At 69.8% G+C, this 21,681-nt stretch carries 23 protein-coding genes and 1 tRNA gene; 9 read left to right on the top strand and 15 right to left on the bottom strand.

Annotated features, from left to right (window positions below):
- Nucleotides 1-30: 30 nt before the first annotated feature.
- On the bottom strand, nucleotides 31-1,344 hold the full coding sequence (locus tag AB4Z18_RS19075) for an MFS transporter (RefSeq protein ID WP_441784346.1): 1,314 nt from the start codon (nucleotides 1,342-1,344) through the stop codon (nucleotides 31-33).
- 244 nt (nucleotides 1,345-1,588) lie between these two features.
- Here AB4Z18_RS19075 and AB4Z18_RS19070 point away from each other — a divergent pair, with 244 nt between their 5' ends.
- A complete protein-coding gene (locus AB4Z18_RS19070; RefSeq protein ID WP_441784345.1) occupies nucleotides 1,589-2,182 on the top strand; it encodes an RNA polymerase sigma factor in 594 nt (197 codons plus the stop codon).
- Nucleotides 2,179-3,789 (top strand): hypothetical protein, encoded by a 1,611-nt coding sequence (locus AB4Z18_RS19065; RefSeq protein WP_441784344.1) that lies wholly within the window; start codon nucleotides 2,179-2,181, stop codon nucleotides 3,787-3,789. The genes AB4Z18_RS19070 and AB4Z18_RS19065 overlap by 4 nt, the downstream gene beginning before the upstream one ends.
- Before the next feature lie 11 nt (nucleotides 3,790-3,800).
- On the opposite strand, the gene AB4Z18_RS19060 is transcribed toward AB4Z18_RS19065, so the two are convergent.
- Entirely contained in the window at nucleotides 3,801-4,094 is a 294-nt protein-coding gene (locus AB4Z18_RS19060; RefSeq protein WP_441784343.1) for a putative quinol monooxygenase, read from the bottom strand.
- A 110-nt stretch (nucleotides 4,095-4,204) separates the two neighbouring features.
- Here AB4Z18_RS19060 and AB4Z18_RS19055 point away from each other — a divergent pair, with 110 nt between their 5' ends.
- Nucleotides 4,205-5,143 (top strand): DUF389 domain-containing protein, encoded by a 939-nt coding sequence (locus AB4Z18_RS19055; protein WP_441784342.1) that lies wholly within the window; start codon nucleotides 4,205-4,207, stop codon nucleotides 5,141-5,143.
- Here the strand turns inward: AB4Z18_RS19055 and AB4Z18_RS19050 are convergent.
- Complete coding sequence (locus AB4Z18_RS19050; protein WP_441784341.1) at nucleotides 5,133-6,161, bottom strand: LysR family transcriptional regulator; 1,029 nt, start codon at nucleotides 6,159-6,161, stop codon at nucleotides 5,133-5,135. The genes AB4Z18_RS19055 and AB4Z18_RS19050 overlap by 11 nt on opposite strands.
- Here AB4Z18_RS19050 and AB4Z18_RS19045 point away from each other — a divergent pair.
- Nucleotides 6,136-6,501 (top strand): DUF1048 domain-containing protein, encoded by a 366-nt coding sequence (locus AB4Z18_RS19045; RefSeq protein WP_441784340.1) that lies wholly within the window; start codon nucleotides 6,136-6,138, stop codon nucleotides 6,499-6,501. The genes AB4Z18_RS19050 and AB4Z18_RS19045 overlap by 26 nt on opposite strands.
- A 5-nt stretch (nucleotides 6,502-6,506) precedes the next feature.
- On the opposite strand, the gene bla is transcribed toward AB4Z18_RS19045, so the two are convergent.
- Nucleotides 6,507-7,433, bottom strand: a complete 927-nt coding sequence (gene bla / locus AB4Z18_RS19040; RefSeq protein WP_441784339.1) for a class A beta-lactamase — start codon at nucleotides 7,431-7,433, stop codon at nucleotides 6,507-6,509.
- 87 nt (nucleotides 7,434-7,520) lie between these two features.
- Here bla and AB4Z18_RS19035 point away from each other — a divergent pair, with 87 nt between their 5' ends.
- Nucleotides 7,521-8,435 carry a LysR family transcriptional regulator gene (locus tag AB4Z18_RS19035; RefSeq protein ID WP_441784338.1) on the top strand — a complete coding sequence of 305 codons (915 nt, stop codon included), beginning with the start codon at nucleotides 7,521-7,523 and terminating at the stop codon, nucleotides 8,433-8,435.
- Nucleotides 8,428-9,324, top strand: coding sequence for a serine hydrolase (locus AB4Z18_RS19030; protein ID WP_441784337.1), 897 nt, complete (start codon nucleotides 8,428-8,430; stop codon nucleotides 9,322-9,324). Before AB4Z18_RS19035 ends, AB4Z18_RS19030 begins: the two co-directional genes overlap by 8 nt.
- 162 nt (nucleotides 9,325-9,486) lie before the next feature.
- Here AB4Z18_RS19030 and AB4Z18_RS19025 read toward each other — a convergent pair.
- The 3 genes from AB4Z18_RS19025 to AB4Z18_RS19015 form a co-directional block, all read right to left on the bottom strand.
- A tRNA-Ser gene (locus tag AB4Z18_RS19025) sits at nucleotides 9,487-9,575 on the bottom strand.
- Between the two features lie 300 nt (nucleotides 9,576-9,875).
- Nucleotides 9,876-10,514: a DUF2510 domain-containing protein gene (locus AB4Z18_RS19020; RefSeq protein ID WP_441784336.1), complete on the bottom strand. Its 639-nt coding sequence runs from the start codon at nucleotides 10,512-10,514 to the stop codon at nucleotides 9,876-9,878.
- Between the two features lie 2 nt (nucleotides 10,515-10,516).
- Complete coding sequence (locus AB4Z18_RS19015) at nucleotides 10,517-10,840, bottom strand: hypothetical protein (RefSeq protein ID WP_441784335.1); 324 nt, start codon at nucleotides 10,838-10,840, stop codon at nucleotides 10,517-10,519.
- A gap of 183 nt (nucleotides 10,841-11,023) precedes the next feature.
- Between AB4Z18_RS19015 and AB4Z18_RS19010 the strand changes: the two genes are divergently transcribed.
- Nucleotides 11,024-11,839, top strand: coding sequence for an MIP/aquaporin family protein (locus AB4Z18_RS19010; protein ID WP_441784334.1), 816 nt, complete (start codon nucleotides 11,024-11,026; stop codon nucleotides 11,837-11,839).
- A 139-nt stretch (nucleotides 11,840-11,978) separates the two neighbouring features.
- Nucleotides 11,979-13,631 (top strand): thiamine pyrophosphate-binding protein, encoded by a 1,653-nt coding sequence (locus AB4Z18_RS19005; protein WP_441784333.1) that lies wholly within the window; start codon nucleotides 11,979-11,981, stop codon nucleotides 13,629-13,631.
- A gap of 43 nt (nucleotides 13,632-13,674) precedes the next feature.
- On the opposite strand, the gene AB4Z18_RS19000 is transcribed toward AB4Z18_RS19005, so the two are convergent.
- The 8 genes from AB4Z18_RS19000 to AB4Z18_RS18965 form a co-directional block, all read right to left on the bottom strand.
- Nucleotides 13,675-14,079 (bottom strand): hypothetical protein, encoded by a 405-nt coding sequence (locus AB4Z18_RS19000; RefSeq protein WP_441784332.1) that lies wholly within the window; start codon nucleotides 14,077-14,079, stop codon nucleotides 13,675-13,677.
- Between the two features lie 75 nt (nucleotides 14,080-14,154).
- On the bottom strand, nucleotides 14,155-15,795 hold the full coding sequence (locus tag AB4Z18_RS18995) for a CDP-alcohol phosphatidyltransferase (protein ID WP_441784331.1): 1,641 nt from the start codon (nucleotides 15,793-15,795) through the stop codon (nucleotides 14,155-14,157).
- Nucleotides 15,792-16,535, bottom strand: a complete 744-nt coding sequence (locus AB4Z18_RS18990) for a RibD family protein (RefSeq protein WP_441784330.1) — start codon at nucleotides 16,533-16,535, stop codon at nucleotides 15,792-15,794. Before AB4Z18_RS18990 ends, AB4Z18_RS18995 begins: the two co-directional genes overlap by 4 nt.
- Entirely contained in the window at nucleotides 16,417-17,499 is a 1,083-nt protein-coding gene (locus AB4Z18_RS18985) for a lysylphosphatidylglycerol synthase transmembrane domain-containing protein (protein WP_441784329.1), read from the bottom strand. Before AB4Z18_RS18985 ends, AB4Z18_RS18990 begins: the two co-directional genes overlap by 119 nt.
- Nucleotides 17,496-18,314 (bottom strand): SAM-dependent methyltransferase, encoded by an 819-nt coding sequence (locus AB4Z18_RS18980; protein WP_441784328.1) that lies wholly within the window; start codon nucleotides 18,312-18,314, stop codon nucleotides 17,496-17,498. The genes AB4Z18_RS18985 and AB4Z18_RS18980 overlap by 4 nt, the downstream gene beginning before the upstream one ends.
- Nucleotides 18,311-19,384: a glycosyltransferase family 4 protein gene (locus tag AB4Z18_RS18975; protein ID WP_441784327.1), complete on the bottom strand. Its 1,074-nt coding sequence runs from the start codon at nucleotides 19,382-19,384 to the stop codon at nucleotides 18,311-18,313. Before AB4Z18_RS18975 ends, AB4Z18_RS18980 begins: the two co-directional genes overlap by 4 nt.
- Complete coding sequence (locus tag AB4Z18_RS18970) at nucleotides 19,381-19,776, bottom strand: 6-pyruvoyl trahydropterin synthase family protein (protein WP_441784326.1); 396 nt, start codon at nucleotides 19,774-19,776, stop codon at nucleotides 19,381-19,383. The genes AB4Z18_RS18975 and AB4Z18_RS18970 overlap by 4 nt, the downstream gene beginning before the upstream one ends.
- Nucleotides 19,776-20,753 (bottom strand): zinc-dependent alcohol dehydrogenase, encoded by a 978-nt coding sequence (locus tag AB4Z18_RS18965; RefSeq protein WP_441784325.1) that lies wholly within the window; start codon nucleotides 20,751-20,753, stop codon nucleotides 19,776-19,778. Before AB4Z18_RS18965 ends, AB4Z18_RS18970 begins: the two co-directional genes overlap by 1 nt.
- Nucleotides 20,754-20,849: 96 nt before the next feature.
- Here AB4Z18_RS18965 and AB4Z18_RS18960 point away from each other — a divergent pair, with 96 nt between their 5' ends.
- Complete coding sequence (locus AB4Z18_RS18960) at nucleotides 20,850-21,599, top strand: CDP-alcohol phosphatidyltransferase family protein (protein WP_441784324.1); 750 nt, start codon at nucleotides 20,850-20,852, stop codon at nucleotides 21,597-21,599.
- Nucleotides 21,600-21,681: the final 82 nt, after the last annotated feature.

Raw genomic sequence — 21,681 nt, 5'->3', positions numbered from 1 at the left:
GTTCGGAACTCGGAGCTCGCAGCTCGGACTTCACAAAGGCCTCGGCCCGCCCCCATCCGGGTCGGCCGCCGCCGCGGGCCCCGGCTCGACCGGCGCGGAGTCCGTCTGCACCGTGTTGGTGTCGGCCGGGTCCTTCTGGCGCCGGCTTGCGAACAGGAACGGGATGCCGATCAGCTCGACCGCTCCGCCGATGACGAGCGACGTGCCGTAGCCCCAGAGGTCGGCCGCGCGTCCGAGCGCCGGCTGGATGAAGACCCCGCCGAGGCTGCCGAACAGCGAATCGAACGACAGCACGGTCGCACGCTGCTTCGACGGGATCATGTCGTTCAGGTACGCCTGACGAACCGGCCCGGCCACCGCGAATACGAAGCCCCAGATCACGAGGAAGACGACCGCGAGCCAGAACAGGCTGGTCAGCCCGAGCGCCACGAGAATCAGGATGCTCACCAGCGATGCCCCGATCACCGTCGTCGTGCGCTTCGCGAACAGCCTCCGGATGCGCGCGGAGAGTATGCCACCCGCGATCTGCGCCAGCGACAGAATGGCGGCCGCCAGCCCAGCGATCGAGTAGGCGGTCTTGTCACCGTAGAGCTCGAGCAAGTACGGCTGCAGCGCGTAGAAGGCGTAGATGCCGACGCCGGACGCGAACGGCGCCGACAGGATGATCCACCGCACCGACCGCTTGCGCAGGCCGTGATCGATCGACTGCTTCAGCACGTTCCTGGTCGCCGCGAGCGGGCGCCTCGAGTGGTCGGGTGTGAAGCCCAGGTCTTTCATCACGATGGCGGCGAACACCAGCATGACGACCAGCACCCCGGCTCTCAGGAGGAACGGCACCCCGAGGTTTGTCGCCTGGGCGATGATGCCGCCGAGAACCGATCCGACGAACGTCGCGATCCCGATGACGACCAGGCCACGGCCGAACACGGCCTCGAGACTCCCTGCGTACTTGGCGAACGCCAGCGCGTCGACGAGCCACGCGTCCACCGCGCCGGAGAAGAACGTGAAGCCGAGGCCGAGCAGCACCGACACGATCGCCCACCAGACGAACGGCGCGTGCCAGAGCCACAGCATCCAGTACAGGCCGGTCGTCACCGACAGGGTGATCGTGCCCAGCAGGTACGACGCTTTCCGTCCGACCGTGTCGGCGACGACGCCCGTCGGGATCTCGAAGATCACCATGCCGGCGGTGAAGAACGCGTTCGCGGCGAATGCCTCGAAGTTCGAGAGCCCGGCGTCGAGCAGAAAGAGCGTATTGATGCCCCAGATCAACGACGCGGCAAGCGTGTTGCCGAGCATCAAGGTCAGGTAGACGCGCTGCACTCGACGAGCCGCCGGGTTCATGACCCGCGACCTCTCGGCTCATCCCGACTCGTCACCCCGGCATGATGGACCCGACCGGGCGGGCATGGCAACGGCTGAGCGGCCCCGAGCACCGTCGTCGCGAACTCCGTCGTCGGCACACCGACCGGCTCCGCCCGGATATTGTTTCCTCTGCCACCGGCCGCCGGCGCGGTGACCCAGCTGTTGATGGACGAGCACGGCTACTGATGATGGAACCTTTCCGCCCGATCGGACACTAGGGGATATGTACAACGCTGGATCGGACGAGGCAGACGCCTGGTCCCGGGCGCGAGACGGGGACCCTGACGCGTTCACCTCCCTGTTCGACAAGCACCGGGACCGTGTCTTCGGCCACACGCTTCGGCTTGTCCGCCGCCCGCATGACGCTGAGGACGTCACCGCGATGGTCTTCCTCGAGGCGTGGAGGCGCCGCGACGTCGTTCGCGTTGTCGACGGCTCGATCATCGCCTGGCTGCTGGTCACTGCCAACAACACCGTTCACAACCTCGAACGCACTTCGCGCCGCCACCGCGCGGCGCTCGCGCGGATGTCCGAACCGCGCAACCAGCCCGACCACGCCGACAGCGTCGCCGACGAGCTCGACAACGTGGAACGGGACCGGCGCGTCCGCAATGCGTTCGCCACCCTGTCGACCGCCGATCAGAACGTGATCACGCTCTGCGTGCTCGAGGAGCTTCCGCTCGCTGAAGCGGCACGCACGCTCGGTGTCCCCGTCGGGACCGTGAAGTCCCGGCTCTCCCGTGCAAAGCGCCGTCTCGGCGATCTCGCGCTCGTCTCCGAACCGATCCGCCCCGCCTTCGAAGGAGGTGCAGAATGACCGCCACCGGCCCCGCTTTCGACCCGGCGCGCAGCGCCATCCTCCGCGACATCCTCCATGAGACCGTCGCCACTGCACCGGCGCGTCCCTCGCGCATGCGTTTCGCTGTCGTCGGTGGCCTCGTCGGAGCGGCGGTCCTCCTCGCGGGGGGAACCGCAGCCCTGGCGCTCAGCGGCGCCCTCCACTTCGGGTCGCCGGAGCCCGCGCCTGCGCCGGTCCCCACGCCGAGCTTCACCCCCGCCCCGACCTCGACGCCGACGCCGACAGAGACGCCGTACAGTCGCTCCATCGCCGTCCAGACCACGCCGATCGAGCGCCACGATGTGGACGAGCTCGGCGCGGCCCCGTGGTCGCTGGACCTCCCGGGTACGGGACGGCTCTGTGAGCAGCACCACGTCTACGACATCGCCGACGGCCTCGCACTCGTTCAATTGGGAGCTCATGTCGTGGGCGACGGCAGCCCCGATTGCGTGGACGACCTGCAGCACGTCTCGCTGTCTCTCGTCGACACCCGGCACGGAACGGCCCTTTGGACGCGGGAGTGGGCTTGGCATGCTGAGCCGATCTACGACGTCGACGTAATAGTGCTCGGCACCTCGGGACGGGTTCTCGTCGCCGACCCGACGTTAGGAGGCGGACCGCACGACGTCATCGACCTTGCCACCGGCCAGACCTTGGCCGACTTCGCCGGCCAGAAATCCGACATCCTCCTCAATGCGGTGGCGGTGCCGGGCGATTCAGGCGACATCGTCATGAGCATTCCGCATGCGCTCGTCCGGGTCGATCCTCGCGACACCCGCACGCCTCTCTGGTCCACTCGCATCGCCGGAAAGTCGGCTTGGGTCTACGCGATGGCGGGAGACACGAATTTCCTTCCCGTCAGCATCGAGTTGAACGCGCCCAATGCCGAGGGCTATCCGTATGACCCGGCGCGTATCGATCTCCAGACCGGTGTGCTGGATCCCGGATGGAGCGCCAACGCCCTCGTATACACCGAGACCCATCCGGCGGTGGTGTCCCGGTACAGTTCGGGACAGCCCGTCGAGCTCACCGGCCTTGACCCGTCGGGAGGGACGACGTGGACCAGACAGGTCCCACCGGGCTCCGCCGTCGTCGCCGTGCGCTCATCGGCAGGCGTTGCCGGCGCAGATTCGAACATTGACGCCCCCACCGATCTCATCGCAGTGGTGTCGACAACCGAGCTCACCATCCTGGACGCCGACTCCGGAGCGGCCCGCTGGTCCGTATCCACGGCACGATGCGGTCTGGCGCCGGGCACTCTCGGGTCCGCACCGACGCTCGGCACCGTCTTGCTGGACACCGTGCACGACGCCATCATCATCGTGCATGACGGCACCAGTACCTGTACCTTCTCGGCATCGACGGGCGCACCTCAGCCGGTGCCGGATGTGACGGGCGAGTCATCGTTTCTCTTCGGGCCCGCGAACACCTACGCTCCCTCCTTCTCCAGTGGCGACCTCACGGCGTACGACCGGCAGACGGGCACGAAGCTGTGGATCTCGACCTCGACAAGCCGGCGCTGGTGGGTATTCGCGGGCGGCTACCTGGTGAGCCTGGTCGGCGACCGGATGACAGGGGTGGGCTGATCAGCCGCGAGTCAGAGCGAGACGGTGTCCGTGAACCGTGTCAGTGCTGGCGGGCCGGCCAAGTAGTCGCCTAGTCCCGAAGCGCCGGGCCCAGCCCGCCAGGCGCGGTAGGCCTCGTCATGCTCGAGCGACTCCCAGCGCTCGACCGCAAGCACGTGTGCGGGGTCTGTGACGTCCGTGACGACCTGCACCCCGAGGCAGCCGTCGAACGCGCGCGTGTCCGCGAGGATGTCGAGCAGCGCTCGCGGTCCGTCCTCAAGGTGGTCAGCAGCAAAGCGCATGTCGAGGAGGGAGGTGACAGTCATGCGGGCGACGCTAGCACCAGGACGACACTCACGGGACGTACGCGCGGCCCCGTTCACCGACACGCCCCCGATCGCCAGACGCGCGGCTCGATTGCGGTGACACTGGCCACGTGCAGCATCTGCGAATCATCGCCCCCGCCAACCTCGTCGACCAGGTGCTCACGATCCTCCAAGACAACGTGGCGACGACCAACATCGTTCGCATCCCGAATGCCGCTACCCGACCTGTCGGCGACCTGGTGCTCTGCGATGTCGCCCGCGAAGGGTTGAGCACCCTGCTCGACCAGCTTCAGCAACTCGGGGTGCAGCACGAGGGCTCCATCTCCGTCGACGACATCGGCGTCGAGATCTCGGATGCGGCGAAGCGCGCAAGCCGCGCCACCCCCGGGCACGCCGCAGACGCGGTTGTGTGGCAAGAGATCGAGCAGCGCACTCATGAAGAGACCGGCCTCTCTCCCACCTTTCTGACGTTCATGTCCGTCGCCACGATGATCGGTGCGATCGGTGTGGTCTTCGACGAACCCATCCTCATCGTCGGCGCGATGGTCGTCGGCCCAGACTTCGGCCCGCTTGCCGCGCTCTCAGTGGGCCTCGTACGGTGGCGACGTCGGATGATCGCTCAATCCGTCCTGGCACTCGCCGTCGGATTCGCCGTCGCTATCGCGATCACCATCCTGTTCACCTTGCTGCTCACAGTGCTCCACCTGATGTCACCCGCCGACCTGCTGCGCTCCCGGCCTCTGACTGATTTCATCTGGAGACCGAACGTGCTCAGCTGGGTGGTCGGATTCCTCGCCGGCATCGCAGGCCTACTGTCTCTCTCCACCGCGAAGTCGGGCGCGCTCATCGGAGTGCTGATCTCGGTGACGACGATTCCGGCCGCCGCGAACGCCGCCGTCGCCTTCGCTTACGGGGCCACCGAGCAGTCCGTCGGTGCGCTCATCCAGTTGGTCATCAACCTCGCCGCGATCACACTCGGAGGGGTGGCGACCCTGATTGTGCAGCGCGTGATCCAGCGACGGCGCGCAGCACAGGCGATCACCGGGTAGATCCCCGCGGCACACTCGCTCTCAGGCGACCGGCAACCTGAACGAAGTCTTCGACGATGGGCCGCACCCGTCCTCGTCGAGAGATAAGTGCCCACCGAACAGGCTCAGCGTCAGAGAACGGCACGTAGGACACGCCCGGCCAGGGGTAGTAGCGGCGCCCCTCGTCGGGGACGGGGCACACCGCCTCGCCCCCGGCCACGAGGGCGAGAACCTCGGAGTACGTCGTGACTTCGTGGGCACGGCGAATTTCGCGCCCAGACGGTGTCCTCATCGGCAACACCGTCGCAAGCCACTCGGCGGGACCGCGGATCGCCGGGACGACGAGGTCTGCCAGGTCCTCGACGCTGACCGCTGATCGGCTGGCGAGCGGGTGCTGTGAGGGGACGATGAGGTTCAGGGGCTCTTCGCGCAGCACACATGCGACAGAGAGACCTTCCTCCTGGACGGGCAGCCACGCGGTCACGAGGTCGACTTCACCCTGGCGGAGCGGGTCGAACGGATCGGTGAAGAACACCTCTCGAAAGCGGACGTCGGCGAGGGGGCGCAACTCCCGGAACGCGCGGAGGACCGGCTCGAGGTCGTGGATCTGCGCGCCCATGGCGCCGATCGTGATTGTTTCCGTTGACCGCTGCGCGAGGGTTGCAGCGTCGGCAATGGCCCGCTGGAGGGCTTGGTAGGCGGGCTGCAGTCCCGCTCTCAGTGTCTCGCCCATCGGGGTGAGGACAACTCGACGACTGGATCGGTCGAACAGGTTGCCACCGAGTGCGATCTCCTGGCTACGAATGACATGACTCACGCGGGAGACGGAGATGTGCATCCGGTCGGCGGTACGGCCGAAGTGCAACTCGTCCGCGAGCGTGAGGAAGATCTCGATATCTCGCAGCTCCATGGACCACCCCATCGTGAACGTACAGGTAAACGACCATAGCCGGATCCATCGTTGATCGAGCTCTCCAGTGATAACAGGCTTGGAGCAAAGAGAGCGAGTCGACATGCTGATCACCCAGTTGCGGGCCATAGACATCGACGATGGTCGCTGGAGCGACTATCGGGCCCGCGTCACGACATTGCCGCAGAGTTATCGTGCGGTCGTGGAAGCGATCGAGCAGTACCTGCTGGCGTTCGGACGCGCAGAGGGCGATGAGGCCGCCCGAATGTTCGAGGATCTCGCCGACCTGTTCGAGCAGTGCGCCGCGCTGACGGCGCCGGTCACAACGATCGTCGGTAGCGATCCCGCGGCGTTCGTCGAGGAGTTCCTGAGCAACTATCGCGGTGACACTCTCCTCCGCGCCCAGCAACTCCTGACCCATGCTCTCGCCGATGCCTGCACCACCGCCGCCCTGCAATCGAGTCGCTAGGCGCCTCAGCGACGAAGCGCCGCCACCGCGATCCTGGTCGCTTCGGCCAGGAGTGCGTTGTCAGGCACAGCGTCGGGGGTGTCCTTCCGCGAGAAAGTGACGACAATGACCGGTGCGCGGCCGATCGGGTAGACGACCGCGATGTCGGCGCGGACGCCATACTCTCCCGTGCCTGTCTTGTCGGCCACGGGCCACGCGGCGTCGACGCCGGCACGGATCGTGGCGTCCCCGGTCGTGTTGTCCAGCATCGTGTTGCGAAGCAGGACGCGATCGGCGGTATCCAGGGTCCGGCCCAGAACGACCTCGCGCAGGTCGGAGGCGAACTGGGCTGGAGTGGTTGTGTCGCGCGGATCGCCGGGCACGGCTTGGTTCAATTCGGGCTCCAGACGGTCGACATTCGTGGTCCGATCGCCGATGCTGCGCAGCCACTGCTCGACCGACTGAGGCCCCCCGAGGCGAGCGACGAGCAGGTTCGCTGCCGTGTTGTCGCTGAAACGGAGCATGGCGTCGAGCAGTTCGCGCACGGTCATGCCGGTATCGACGAACCGACTCGTGATCGGCGCGTAGTCCAGCAGATCGCCTTGCGTGTAGTGGACGACGGTGTCGAGCTCGGAAGACGAGGAGCGCGCCAGCACGGCCGCTGCAATGAAGACTTTGTTGGACGAGGCGAAGGGGAAGCGCACATCAGGACGGTAGGACGCACTGCGGCCGGTGACGGTGTCGACCGCCTGCACGCCGAGAGTCGCGTCATGGGAGCGTTCGAGTGCGGCGAAAACCCGTGCGGTGGCGGCAGAGCCTGTCACCTGCGGGGCGTCGCTGACCGCGGAAACGGCATCGGCGGGAGCCAGGGCGGCGGTCGACAGCGGGCCGGCGGCGAGTGTCGCAGTCAGCGCTGCCAGGGAGATGCGGAGGATTCGATTGCGAGGTCTCATGGGCCCAGCCTCACGCGTTACCCACATCCCGTCGAAGACCGTTTCGCGCCGAATCATGCGCAAAGCGCATTGATCTAGGCTGCAACGATGGATATGGTCGCGGCCTGCCGGGTGCTGCTCGAGGTTGACGAGCGTGGATCGGTCACCCGGGCAGCCGCCGCCTTGCGCATCGCCCAGTCTGTGGCGAGCAGACGCATCCTGGCGCTGGAGAAGCATTTCGGTTCGCCGCTTCTTGAACGAAACGCCCGCGCGGCCGTGCTCACTCCGTTCGGGCGCGACGTGCTGGGGGCGGCCCGCCGATTGGTGCTGCTGGCCGATGAGCTCGAGCTCGATGTCGAGCGGGCCCGGCTTCGACCGGTGACGATCGGCGTTCCAGAGGATTGCACGACCCGCGACCTGGCCGTCGCAGACGCGGCTGCCAGAGAAGCAGGGCTCCGCATCGAATTCGTGGCGGCGCCGCCTCAACGCCGCGCACAGCTCATCTCCACGCTGAGCGTGCGCGTCGCCGCGCTGGCCGTGCCCTCCGACCAGGCCCTCTGGGTCGCAGAACTCGGGGCGGCCGGTAGGCGCCCCTCCGATCGCCCGCTGCGACTGGAAAGCCTGCGTCCGAGCCGGCACATACGGGCGCCGCGAGACGGTATCGCCGGCTCCTCCATCCATATCGGCCCCGAAGACGATCTACCTCACATCCGCGACGTCCTCACTCGCGCTGCATTCGCCGGCGGACTCACCCCCGGTCAGATCCAGGTCGACACCTCGACCACGTCAGCCCTCGCAGCAGTGCTCGCCGAGGGCGACCTGCTCCTCTGCACGGAGGCGGAAGCACTCGATCTCGCGCTGCACTGGCGACCCTTCACCGGACTGGACGTCAACCGCGGCTTCACACTCGCGGGCGACAGCGCCCACGACGTGCGTGCGGTTCGCGAGAACCTCGAGGACGAAATCGCCGGCGCGCTCGGAGCGAAGGTCGTTTCGCGGGATCCGGAGACCACGGATGCGTGACGAACGACGGATAGCGGGCGTCCGGGGGCAGCTGGCCGAGGCGGGTCTGCGCGCCTCCATCGTCGTGCGCGAGCTCGACACCGGACAGCAGATCACCATCGACGATGATGTCGTCACCCCCGCGGCCTCACTCGCCAAGCTGCCGATCGCTCTCTCCGTGCTCGAACGGGTCGCTGACGGACGCGTCGACGGCGGCATGCAGGTGACGGTCCCTCCGGGGGATCCGGCCGAAAGCACCCCGGGCACCGGCAGGTTCCGCCATCCCGCGACCATCGCCGTCGATGACCTTGTGTCACTCGCCCTCACGATCAGCGACAACGGCGCCGCCGATGCCCTGCTGCGGCTCGTGCCGGCCGATGAGGTGATGGCTGATCTCAGCCGCATGGGGATCCGCGGAATCACGGTGCGGCACCCGTTCTCCGAGCTCAGCGACACGCCACTCGAGCGGTTCACTCCTGCCGAGGCCCACTTGGCACAGGCGCTGGCGATCCGGGCCAGCACCCCCACGCAGGGCCATCCCATACGCCAGCTCGACATAGCGAGGACCAACACGCTGACGGCTCGCGGATTCGCGGACCTCTTGGTCGCGATCTGGAACGAGCGAGGGGTGAGCCACGAAGCCGGCGCACGCCTCCGCGAGCACCTGGGCGGCAACATGTTACGTCACCGGCTGGCACCGGACCTGGCCTCCGATGACGCGCGATGGTCCTCGAAGACCGGCACCCTCCTGAACCTTCGGCACGAAGCCGGCGTCCTCGAACACAGCGATGGCTCACGTTTCGTCGTCGTCGCGCTCAGCACCTCCATTGTTCCCGCCTCCACCCAGCCGGCCGCCGAAGCAGCGCTCGGCGCGGCCACCCGCCAGCTCCACGAATGGCTGCGGGCGTAGGCGACTGAGCGCGTGGGAGGGAACCCCCAAGAGTGGCTCGCCTCCCGCGGGACATCGCCTTCGCAGCGAAATCAGTTGTCGGGGTTTTGGTGTGTGGGCAAGCCCGACTTCCACGACGTGAAAAACCCCCAGAATCACTGGGATTCCGGGGGTTTCAACGGGCGGAGACGGAGGGATTTGAACCCTCGGTCCCCTTACGGGGACTCCACCTTAGCAGGGTGGTGCACTAGGCCGAACTATGCGACGTCTCCAGCGCGCTCGCGAGCGAACGCACGACGACCATCATAACGGACGATGCCGGAGCGTCCTGACACCTTCCGTTCAGGATGGACGGCACACAGAGGAGACGGGCGGGAAGCATGCCCTCGGGTCCACATGCCTCCGCGCCCGTCGGGAGCCGTGCGTGGCTCCACGGGTCCGAAGAGGCCGCCCCCGGTGACCTCTGCGGACGAGTCGAAGTAGTCGTCGACGCGGGGTCTGGGCGGGAAGACGAGGAAAGAGTACCTCGCAAAATCGCGACGGGGAAGAGGAAGTCGGTGCCGAATGTGCGCTTATGCGCCAGTCGGAACGTTCAGTGAGGCGGTGCCGATGATCTGCGCGACGAGCATGACCGTCCAGATGGCGGCCAGCGCGAAAGCGACGACGTAGGCCGCGATCGCCACCCACATCGGGGCGAGGCCACGCCCCCCGGCGACACCGCGGACGACGACGCTGCGGCCGATCGGATACACGAGGGTGAGGAACGACCACGCCCAGTGGAACGGTCGCTCGACACCGCGGCGGGCGAGTTCCCGGTAGTCGAGCCAGGAGAACACGATCAGCGCGGCTGCGATCAGCCAGTTGATCCCCATCACGACGAAGTACATCGGCCCGCCGAGGAGCGCGAACGGGTTGGTGATGTGCAGGGTGGTGCTTCCCGCTTCCTCGCGGAACAGCGGTTGCGGATGCAGCAGGAAGAGGAGGAGGCCGGTCAGGAGCGGCAGCACGGCGACCAACCAGATCCAGACGGTGTAGATCGGCGTATCGGCGGGCAGCGGCCGACGCGTCGGCGCTCCGTACACCGGCGCGGCCGGGGTGGGCGGCGGGGACGCGAGCTGGTCCGTCCAGCGGACGCCGTCCCACCACCGAACGGCGCCGGAACCATACGGGTCCGGATACCAGCCCGGTGCCGGAGCGACGCCGTCCGTCATCGTCAGGAGTCCTTGCCGACGGCCGGCTCCCCGACGAACTGGTGCGACTCGGAGGCGAGCTCGGGCCAGTCCTCCGGGTCGGAGACCCGCACCCACGACCCCTTCGCATCGCTGCGGCCGGCGGGAACGGGGGTGGCGACTTCCCGCTCCACAAGGTCGTTCGCGCGGCCGGCGGGCAGGTCGATCACGAGGTCCGTGCCGTCCTGGTAGGCGAAGAGCCGCCCGTGCACGTGGAGCCCGGTGGCGGTGACCGAGACGTCGAGGTCGGGGTCCTCCAGAAGCTGTGCCGCGAGCAGTTGGAAGAGCGGGGCAGGGCTGTCGGTCATACGAATCCCGTCGGTCGAGGAGGCGTCGGATCCGAGCTCGGTTCGAGCCGGTGGATGCTGCCGATCGTATCGCGAAGTCACCGAATGCCCGGCGCAGTGCGTGCTATCGCGGCGGTCCGCGCGGGGGTTAGTGTCTGCGCGAGCAGGCATCCAGGGAACGCCCGCCCGACGAGGGAGGCACCGATGACACGCGAGGCCCAGCTGCGCGGACGCTTGGACCAGTGGTTCCAGACCGAGGTCATCGATCCGATGACCGACTTCAGCGATTCCAAGCAGGAATGGCGCCGGCTCGTATCGGAGCTGTTCGGCACGTTCTTCCTCGTGCTGGTCGCGGCGGGCGGCGGGATGATCGGCCAGGCTTTCCCGGGAAGCATCAGCCGGCAGGCCGCGGTCGTCGCCCCGGGGCTCATGGTGATGGCGATCATCCTGTTCATGGGCAAAGTGTCCGGCGCGCACCTCAATCCGGCGGTGACGCTCGCGTTCTCGCTCCGGCGCGACTTCCCGTGGTGGCGTGTCCCCGGCTACATCGCGATGCAACTGCTCGGGGCGACCCTCGCGGCCTGGTTCCTGCACGCAGTCGTGGGGGTGTCCGCATCGTACGGATCGAACTATCCGGCCGAGGGCGCGGACGGCATCCAAGCCTTCTGGATGGAACTGGTCCTCACCCTGGGACTGGTCAGCGTCATCCTGGGCACGGCTTCGGGGGCGCAGAACATCGGTGTCGTCGGCGCCTTGGCGGTCGGCGGCTACATCGCGCTGGCCGGACTCTGGGCGAGCCCGATCTCGGGAACGTCCATGAACCCCGCACGCACCTTCGGCCCCGACCTCGTCTCTCTCGACTTCAGTCACTACTGGGTCTACGTCGCCGGCCCGGTGGCCGGCGCCGTGCTGGCGGTCGGCTTCGCGTTCGTGCTGCGCGGTTACGGCGGCGGCCGGAGTGGATCCGCCGCGGCGCAGGGCGACCTGGGCACCGAATTCGACCGGCCGGGCCAGGCCTGAAGGCAGCGCGCCGCGATAGAATCCCGTTGTCCGACGACCAGCGTGTCGCCGGTGCTCGAAAAATGGGCACGAAGCCGCCGCCGCCGGCGTGCGAGACACATACGGAATCCGCTCTCCGTACGTCTCGAAAGGCTTCAGCATGCCCTCGGTATCCGCCCACGTCGCCGTTGCGCTCGCCGCACACACCCAGCACGCCTTCGGCGTCATGGGCAACGGGAACGCCCACTTCCTCGACGCGCTGGTGCGCCAGGGCGACGTCCGCTACACGGCCATGCGTCACGAAGCGGGCGCGGTCGTCGCCGCCGATGCGTTCCATCGCGCCACCGGGAGACTCGCGGTCGCGACGGTCACCTACGGCGCCGGTTTCACGAATACGCTGACGGCGCTGGCCGAGGCGGCGCAGGCGCGCATCCCGCTCATCCTCGTCGTCGGGGACGAGCCCACCTCCGGCCCACGACCGTGGGATGTCGATCAGGTCGCCCTCGCGGCGGCCGTCGGGGCTCGTACCTACACGGTGGGTCGGGCCGACGCAGTCGCGACCACCGCGATCGCCGTGGAGCACGCTCTGGCGTATCGGTCGCCGAGCGTGCTCGCCATCCCGTACGACGTGGCGACCTCCGACGCCGGACCGATCCCGTCCGCCCCCTCACTTGCCCTGCCGACCCCTCTGTCACCGACCGACGCGTACACATCGGCCCGGATCGAGGCGGCGGCCGCTGCCCTCGCGAAGGCGGAGCGACCGCTACTGCTCGCCGGCCGCGGTGCCTGGCTGGCAGGTGCGGGCCGAACGCTCGGCGAGCTGGCCGAGGCGACGGGTGCCTTGACGGCGACGACCGCCCTCGGTCGCGGCGTCTTTCCCGACGCCCGCTACGACCTCGGCGTGACGGGCGGGTTCGGCGCCGAGGAGGCGATGCGGCTCGTGGGGACAGCCGATGTCGCCGTCGTGTTCGGAGCCGGGCTCAACCAGTTCACGATGCGTTTCGGCAGCCTGTTCGCACCCGATACCCAGGTCATCCAGGTGGATGTGGCCCCCTCGGCGACCCATCCGCAGGTCAGGAGCTACCTGCGGGGTGACGCGGAGGTGATCGCCCGCCGGCTGCTCGACAGCCTTCCGCCGGTAGGTACGCCAGCCAGCGCGTGGCGCGAACAGGTCGACGTCGCCGCGGCACGCACGCAAGACCCAGGAGAGCCGTTGGCGGCGGACGGCCGTCTCGATCCTCGCTCGGCCGCTACACGCATCGGCGGGCTCCTGCCGGAGAACCGGGTCGTCGTCTCCGACGGTGGGCACTTCATCGGCTGGGCGAACATGTACTGGCCTGTCGCCAGTCCGGATCGCATGATCATGGTCGGTACCGCGTACCAGTCGATCGGCCTCGGCTTCCCCAGCGTGGCCGGGGCCGCCCTGGGCGTGCCCGATGCGACCGTGGTGCTCACGACGGGCGACGGCGGCGGGCTGATGGCCCTGTCCGACCTCGAGTCCGCCATCCGCGTCGCGGGCGGGCGCGGCCTCGCGGTGGTCTGGAACGACGGCGCGTACGGGGCCGAGGTGAACCTCTACGGTCTCAAGGGCCTGGCGCAGGAGCCCATGCTCATCCCCGAAGTCGACTTCGCCGGCGTGGCGCGGGCAATGGGAGCGGAAGCGGTCGTCGTCCGGACCCTGGAGGACCTGGATGCGCTCGGCGAATGGACCGCGCGACCCGCCGACGAGCGCCCCTTCCTGCTGCTCGACCTGCGCATCTCCGGGTCGGTCATCGCTCCGTACCAGGAGGAGATCATCCGGGTGAACAGCTGAAGCCTGCTCCAGAGGAGCGGAGGGCGGCGGCGCGACAGCGTGCTCAGGCCACGCGCGACGCGCGGGGGGCGCGGAAGACGACGGCGGTCGTGATCGCCAGGACGACGATACCGATCGCATCAACGATGACCGTCTGGGGCACCAGCGTGAAGTCCCACGACTCCGTGATCCCGAACAGCCCGACCGTGAGTGCAAGGAGCAGCGCGGCGAGGCTCGCGATGAGGAACAGCAGGCCGAGCACCGTCGTGATGCGCAGCAGCATGCCCCGCGTGAGCAGCATGCCGATCGCGAGCACCAGTCCCGCGATACCGTTGAGCACGAAGAGCACGCCGAGCAGGCCGCCCACTCCGACGAAGAGCAAGGCGAGATGGATGCCTCCCACCAGGGCGAGGAGGATCGCGCTGAGGATGCGCAAGGCCAGCACGGGGCCGCGGCTGCGTTCGGTCATGAGGGACACCTGCTTCCATTCGGCCCCCGCGGTGGAGGCCTCCCATCGAGAACACGAGACACGCTCCCAGATGGTTCACCCGAAAGCGGAGAAGAACCGATCGCGGAAGGCATCCATCCGCCACACCGGCGCCGTGCGCGACGGCAGCATCCCCGGGTCCCACTTCCAGGACGAGATGCGGCTCATCACGGTCGGGTCCTTGGCGATGACGCTGATCGGGACGTCGTGATTGGCGCCCGCGCCGCTCACCACGCTGGCGGGCTGGTGGTCGCCGAGTACGACCAGCACCAGGTTGGGGTCGTCGAACGTGGTCAGGAACGAGAACAGCGAGTTCAGTGAGTACTGCACCGACTCCCCGTACAGCTGCTGGACGTGCTTCGGGTCCTGCCAGACCACACTCGGCGGGAGGCCCTGCGCCGGTTGCGGGTCGTAGACGGACCCGTCGCCGATCGAACTCCAGGGCACGAGCTTGGGCAGCGGCGTCCACGGTGTATGCGAGGACACGAGGTCGATCTCGGCCATGACCGGCGCGTGCCGTTTCGCCAACTCGTGCTGCTGGAAGTACGCCCAGGTGTACTGGTCCGGGACGCGCGCGTAGCTGAACCGCGGACCCCGGTAGCCGACGTTGGTCGCGTTCAGCTGCTGCTCGTAGTGGTAGAACGAGCTGCCCACCGGCCACGGCTTGGTGTCGGAGGGGACGTCGCTCACCGTTCGCCAGCCGGCCTTCCGGAATGCCGCGCTGAGGGTGAAGCGGTCGCTCGCGGTGACCTGGTCGTACTTCTGCTGGGAGTCGATCCACAGGCCCGTCTGCAGGGTCGAGTGCGCGAGCCAACTGATGCCGCCGAAGGTCGAGGAGGTGAGGAACGCGCTCCGCTCGGAGTACCCCTTCGCGGCGAGCTCCGTGTTTCCACGACGGAGGACCGCATCCACCCCCGGAGAGAAGGTGGACCCCTGCACGGCCGTCTGCCCGTAGCTCTCGACGAACGCGACGATCACGTCCTTGCCGCGTAACCCGGTGAGGAGGTCGGACCCGGGCAGCGTGGCGTAGGGGTCCGAGCCGGCGGCGTGCGCGAGCGCTGCCTGGTCCCGCGCGGTCGCCACGGCCTCCCGGGTCTTGTCGATCCCGGTCGTGACGGTGTCGGCGGCCGCGACCGGCTCGCCGGGAACCAGTTGCACGCCGAACAGCGCGACGACCAGCCAGCCGGCGGTGACCGCGGGCGCGGCGATCAGCACGGCACGGCGGTACCGGCCGAGGAGGCGCGTGACCCGTAGGAGCGCGGCGGCGATCAGCGCGACAGTGGCGACGATGACGACGCCGGCCAGCACCAGCAGCGCCGCGGCGCCCACCGGCCCCGTGGAGTCGCTGACGACGCCGTAGCCGTCGGACAGCTCCGGCCAGCCGCTCACCGGGTCGAAGGGGCGGCCGACCGTGGTGGTGAAGACCCGGTCCAGAGCGCTCAGGAGGGCGGCGAGCACCAGCAGGACGGCGACGACCAGGGCGACCACGTGTCGCGCCGTCCGCCAGGGCAGGAGCACCAGCAGCGCGACGGCGAGCACGGCCTCCAGCGGGATGCGCACCAGCGCGAGCGCCGAGTCGGTGGCGATCAGTCCGGGCGCGAGGGCAGCGAGGACCACGACGACGACCGAGAGCACGTCGAGCAGCCGGGCGAGGGCACGCCGGAGACGCGGGCGGGGCGTCCTGCGTCCCGGGGTCATGCGTCCACCCCCCGGTCGCCGCTGGCGCGACGGTCCGCCACCGCGGCGGCCGCGCCCTCGAACCGACCGGAGAGCGCGTACCGCAGCAGCACGACGTCGTCGATCGGGCGCACCTCCACGAGCGTCGCATGACGCTCGGCCGACCACGGCAGCACCGCATCGCCCACGAAGCGCGGGGCACGGCGGTCGCCGACGAAGAAGGGCGCAATCGCCACGGTCAGCTCGTCGACCAGCCCCTCCGCGAGGAACTGCGTCAGCGTCACGCCGCCGCCCTCCACCATGAGCCGGCGCACCCCGCGACCGCCGAGGTCGTCGAGCAGGTCGGCCATCCGGACCTCCGCGCCGAGCCCGACGACCTCGGCGACGTGGCCGAGGCGCCGGCCGATACGGCGCTCCTCCTGCCGGGGACAGTAGACGAGCTTGCGGAAGTCGCCTTCGGTGAAGAACGCGGCCTGCGGGTCGAGGTCGCCGGTGGCGGTCACGGTCGCCTTCCACGGCGAGCGCTCGGCACCCGACGCCTCGCGCCGGGCTTGCCGCTCGGTGCTGCGCACCAGCAGCCGCGGGTTGTCGCGGCGCACGGTTCTGGCGCCGACCAGGATGACGTCGCTGCGAGCGCGCAGCTCATCCACCCGGTCGAAGTCGGCCGCGTTCGACAGCTGCAGGCGCGGCGGGTCGGCCGAGTCGAGGTAGCCGTCGAGGGAGACGGCGCAGTTGACGGTCACGTAGGGACGATCGGACACGAGAGGTCCTCCTCGAGATCAGGGGGGCGAGAGCCGCCACGAGCACGCCCGGGATGACGGAGACGATGGCGAGAACGCCCATCAGGGTTGCGGCCGAGACACCGGTGGCTGCGGTGGAGCCGCCGAGGGCGAACGCCCACGCGGCGACGCCTTCGCGGGGACCCCAACCGCCGATGTTGACCGGGATGGAGGCTGCGAGCAGCACCACGACGGCCAGCGTCACCAGCCGCGCGGGTGGGACCTGCGCTCCGACCGCGACCGCCGCGAGCGCGAAGGTCGCGACGTGACAGGCGACGACGATCACCGAGGCCGCGACGATCTGCAGGACGGCGGCGGGGTCTCCCGCAGCGGTGCGCATCCATCTCACGGCTCGTCCGAGCGCACCGCGGGAGCGGGCGCTCACGGCCGCGACGACCGCCGTGACCGCGGCCACCACGACTGCGAGCACGGCGAGGCCGATCCCGATCCCGGGGAACAGCGCGCCGCCGAAGGTCCCGCCGACGGCGAGCAGCACTCCGACGGTGAGGATGAACTGCACCACCTGCCCCGCGATCCGCTCACCCGCGACGGCCTGCGCCGCCTTGCCCAGGCTGTCGGTGCTGCGGCCGTGATCGACCGCCCGATGGACGTCGCCGAGCACACCGCCGGGGAGCACGGTGTTGAGGAACTGCGACCGGTAGTACATCCCAACCGCACGCCTCCAGCCGAGACCGACGCTGAGACGGCCGGCGACGACGTGCCACCGCCACGCCGCCGCGGCCGTCCCGACGAAGGCGAGCGCGAGCGCCGCGACGATGAGCGGCGGACGGAGGCTCAACAGCCCATGCAGGAACGGCCCGGCTCCGACGCGCACGACGACCGCCGCGAGCGCAGTCGCGGCCACCACGTACCGCGCGATCAGCAGGAAGCGTCGCGATCGGACGATCCCTCCGATTCGTACACCGGCGGCGGCCAGGCGGGTCATCGCGGCCACGCCAACAGGTCGAGGTGGTAAACGACGGCGGAGAGCTCGCCCCGCCGGAGCTGCGCGTGACGGAGCTCGCGGTAGCCGGACGCCTCGCCCAGGAGGCGCGGGTCCTGCTCCTCCGCCGCCTCCACCCAGCCGTCGAACCACTCGGTGAGCAGCCGCGGGTCGCGGTCGGAGAGCCGCCAGGTTGTGTGCGCGCGGCGTACGTTCCAGCCGGCGAGCGAGAACAGCCCCTCGACGATGCGCCCGGCGTACGGGCCGAGCAGCCGCCGACCCTCGACCTCGCGCCGTTGGTGGTCATTGAACGCGGTCGCGAATCGCCGGTCGCGCGGGTCGAGCGGCTGCAGCTCAACGTCTCCCGTGACGCTGAGGGAGAGCAGCGCGGGCACCCGGGCGGCGACGCAGGCGTCGACCATGGCGTGGGCTTCCCCGGCCGTGAGCACGTCGAGCAGCGCGGAGGCGGCGACCAGCGAACCGCCGGCGAGGTGCGCGGCGGTCAGCTGCTCGAGCGGCTCGACGCTGGAGCGGAGGGCCACCGCCGAGCCGTCGCGGTCGCGCGGCGCGTAGCCGCGGTGGGCGTGTGCGGTGAGGTCGGCGTTCCAGTCGTGCAGCACCCAGGTCTGCGGCCCGGGGAGCAGGGGCGCGAGCCAACGCGCCATCGAGCCGGTGCCGCTACCGAGATCGTGCACGGTCACCGGCCCAGGAGGCAGTAGCGCTGCGGCGGCCTCGGCCAGCGCCAGCGAGCGCGCGCGGGCATCCTGCGCCTCGCGCCGGGCGAGCCATTCGCTGCTGACCTCCAGCACGCCGCTCATGGCCGCACCAGCGATCCGACCCGGCCGGGATGACGACCGTGGGCCGCGTCCTGCAGTGCCCGCGCGACGATCGCCGAGGCGTCCGCCCAGGTCCGCATCGCGCCGCGGCCCTCCCGCGCGGCCCCTGTGAGCTCGGCCCTCCACTCCGGGTCGCCCCACCACCGACGCAGCACCCGTTCGAGCGCCCACGAGTCGCCCGGCGGGACGGTCACAGCGCCCCGGTTGCCGGCGACGGCCTCCGGAATGCCGCCGACGCCCGACGCCAGCACGGGGATGCCGCGGGCGAGGGCGTCGGCGACCGCCATCCCGAAGCTCTCGCTGCGGGACGGTGCGACCAGCAGGTCGGCGCGGGCGGACGCCTCGTCGAGCGCCGATCCGGTCAGCACGCCGGCGAAGTCGACCCGCTCGGCCAGGCCCGCCTCCGTGACGGTTGCCCGCAGCCGGGCCACGAAATCGGGATCGACGTCGAGCGATCCGGCGAATGTGCACGACCAGGCGGGCACCTCCCGAAGGCTGCTCAGCGCCTCCACCAGGACGTCCTGCCCCTTGTGCGGCGCGACGACCCCGACGCAGAGCAGTCGGCCGCCGTCCGCGGAGGGGCGGGACTCGGCCCCGGCCGTGACGTCGGCGCCGGGATGCGCGACCACGATCCGGTCGGGCGCGACGGCGTCCTGCGCGATCAGTTCGGACCGCGTCCAGGCGCTCGTCGCGATGACGAGCCGCGCGCTGCGGAACGCGCTGCGTAATGCGTCGGCCGCGGCGCTGTCGTCGTTCCCGGGCGGCATATGCGCCAGCAGCGCGAGCAGCAGCCGGTCGCCGTGGCGGAGCAGCGCGTCCGGTTCGGGGCCGGCGAGGAGGCCGTCCACCAGGAGCAGGGTGCCGTCCGGCACTCCCGCGAGTGCGCGCTGCAGCCCGTCGACGGCATCGCGGACGCCCAGCATCCGCACCTCCCACCCGTCCGCGCGGAGGCCGTCGACGATCCGGCGGTCGTAGACGTTGCCGCCGCTCACGCGCGCTGGTTCGTCGACCCCCTCCGGGACCGCGAACCACAGCCGAGGACGCTCGCTCACAGCGACCTCGAGTAATTCGCCCACGCGATGTGCGACTCGTGGAGGGTGACGGTGAGGGAGGAGGGCGACCCGCCGCCGAGTTCCCCCGCCGCGACCCGATCGGCCAGGCGGTCAGCGACGACCCGGCAGAGCACCTCGGTCGTTGTGTTCCGCCCAGCGAACTCCGGCTCCTCGTCGAGGTTGCGGTAGGTCAGCGACCCGGTGATCTCGGCGAGCGCCGCCGACGCGCGGCCGATGTCGACCACCACGCCGTCCGCATCCAGTTCGTCGGCGCCGAACGTCGCATCCACGACGAAGGTGGCGCCGTGCAGCCGCTGCGCCGGCCCGAAGACCTCTCCCGTGAAGCTGTGCGCGATCATCATGTGGTCGCGCACGGTCACCGTGTACGGCATCAGGCATCCCTCCAGTCGATGGTGTGGCAGAGCGCGCCGTCCGGCGCTTTGGCGAGACCGGCCATCACCTCGGGCAGGTCGCGCCAGGAGGACGTCCCGGTCAGGAGAACGTCGAACGCCGGGTCCCGGAGCAGGTCGAGCGCGAGCCGGAGCCGATCGGTCGTGCTGCGCCGATCGCGGCGACGCGGCGACACGGACCCGACCTGGCTCGAGCGGATCGTGAGCCGCCGCGAGTGGAAGTCGGCGCCGAGCGGGAGGGTGACCGACCGATCCCCGAACCAGCTGGCCTCGATGACCTCGCCCTCGTCGACGACGGTCTCCAGCGCGAGTCGCAGCCCCGCCTCCGCGCCGCTCGTGTCGATCACCAGATCCTGCCCGCGCGGAGCCGCGTCGGGGCCGGCGAAACGCACCCCCAGCTGCTCGGCGACCGCCCGACGGCTCGGGTCCGAGTCGACCAGGGTGACCTCGGCTCCCGGGATGCTGCCGGCCAGCCGAGCGACGCAGCACCCGATCATCCCGCCGCCGATCACCGAGACCCGGTCGCCGACGAGCGGCGCCGCATCCCACAGGACGTTGACCGCGGTCTCCACGGCGCCGGCCAGCACCCCGCGCCGGGCGGGCACGTCCTCCGGGACCGCGATGACCGCGGCCTCGGGAACCACGAACGCAGACTGGTGCGGGTACAGAGTGAAGACGACGCGGCCCATAAGCGCCTCCGGCCCCTGCTCGACCCGACCGACGTTCAGGTAGCCATACTTGACCGGCCCGGCGAAGTCTCCCTCCTGGAAAGGCGCACGCATCCGCTCGTGCTCGCTCGCGGGCACGAGCCCGCCGAACACGGTCGCCTCGGTCCCTCGACTCACCCCCGTGTGCAGGGTGCGCACCAGCACCTCGCCGTCCCCCGGCGCGCGAAGCGGCTCCGTGCGGAGCGCGCCGACGCCCGGGCGATCGATCCAGAAGGCTGTGGCCTCCGACACGTCGTCCTCTTTCCGTGAACCTGCGGCTGTGAACCTGCGGCGCCCGCATCTCGTGCTACACAGCGAGGGCGTCACACACGAGAACACGAGGCAGACGTGGAAAGAGTTCACATCGAGGCGACAGGATGGGCGGCCGGCGGCGGCGCGCTCGCTCTCGCCGGGCAGGCACTCGCCGTCGCGACCGGCGCCGCGCCCCCGACCGTGGCGGGCTGGGCGGCGTTGGCCGCGTACCTGTCAACCTCCACTGCGCTGCTCCTGCACGGCCTGGTCCGGCGCCGGGCGGCCCGGTTCGGCGCCGCCAACATCGTCACCGCCCTGCGCTCGTCGCTCGTCGGCCTGATCTTCGCGCTCGTGATCGCGTCCTTCTCGGGGCTGCTCGACGCCGGCTTCCTGACCTCCGTCGTCGTGCCCGCGCTCGCGCTCGACGCCGTCGACGGCTGGGTGGCGCGCCGGACCGGCAGCGTCAGCGAACTCGGGGCACGGTTCGACATGGAGGTCGACGCGTTCCTACTGCTCGTGCTCAGCGTCTTCGTCGCCCGCACCCTCGGCCCCTGGGTGCTCGCCATCGGACTGCTGCGGTACGCGTTCGTGGCCGCCGGCTGGATGCTGCCGTGGCTGAATCGCACGCTTCCCGCCCGTTACTGGCGCAAGGTCGTGACCGCGGTCGCCGGCATCGCCCTCGCCCTCGCCGCGTCGGGTGCTGCGCCGGTGGCCGCGACACTGCTCGTCATCCTGGCGCTGGCCCTGCTGGTGGAGTCGTTCGGCCGAGATGTGATCTGGCTGTTCCGCCGTCGTCACGACGCCGCGCTCGTGCAGCGGACCGCGGAACTGCAGCGGCCGCTGTAGCCCGTTCGCGACCGTTCACCTGCGCTTCCCCGGCCAGCGTTTCCGAGTCGCCGCGTCACCTATGCCGCAGCTCAAACACATT

The sequence above is a fragment of the Leifsonia sp. 2TAF2 genome (assembly GCF_052115085.1).
Lineage (GTDB): Bacteria > Actinomycetota > Actinomycetes > Actinomycetales > Microbacteriaceae > Leifsonia.
Note: the sequence above shows the minus strand (reverse complement) of the source record. Positions and strands in the feature narration are given on the sequence as shown.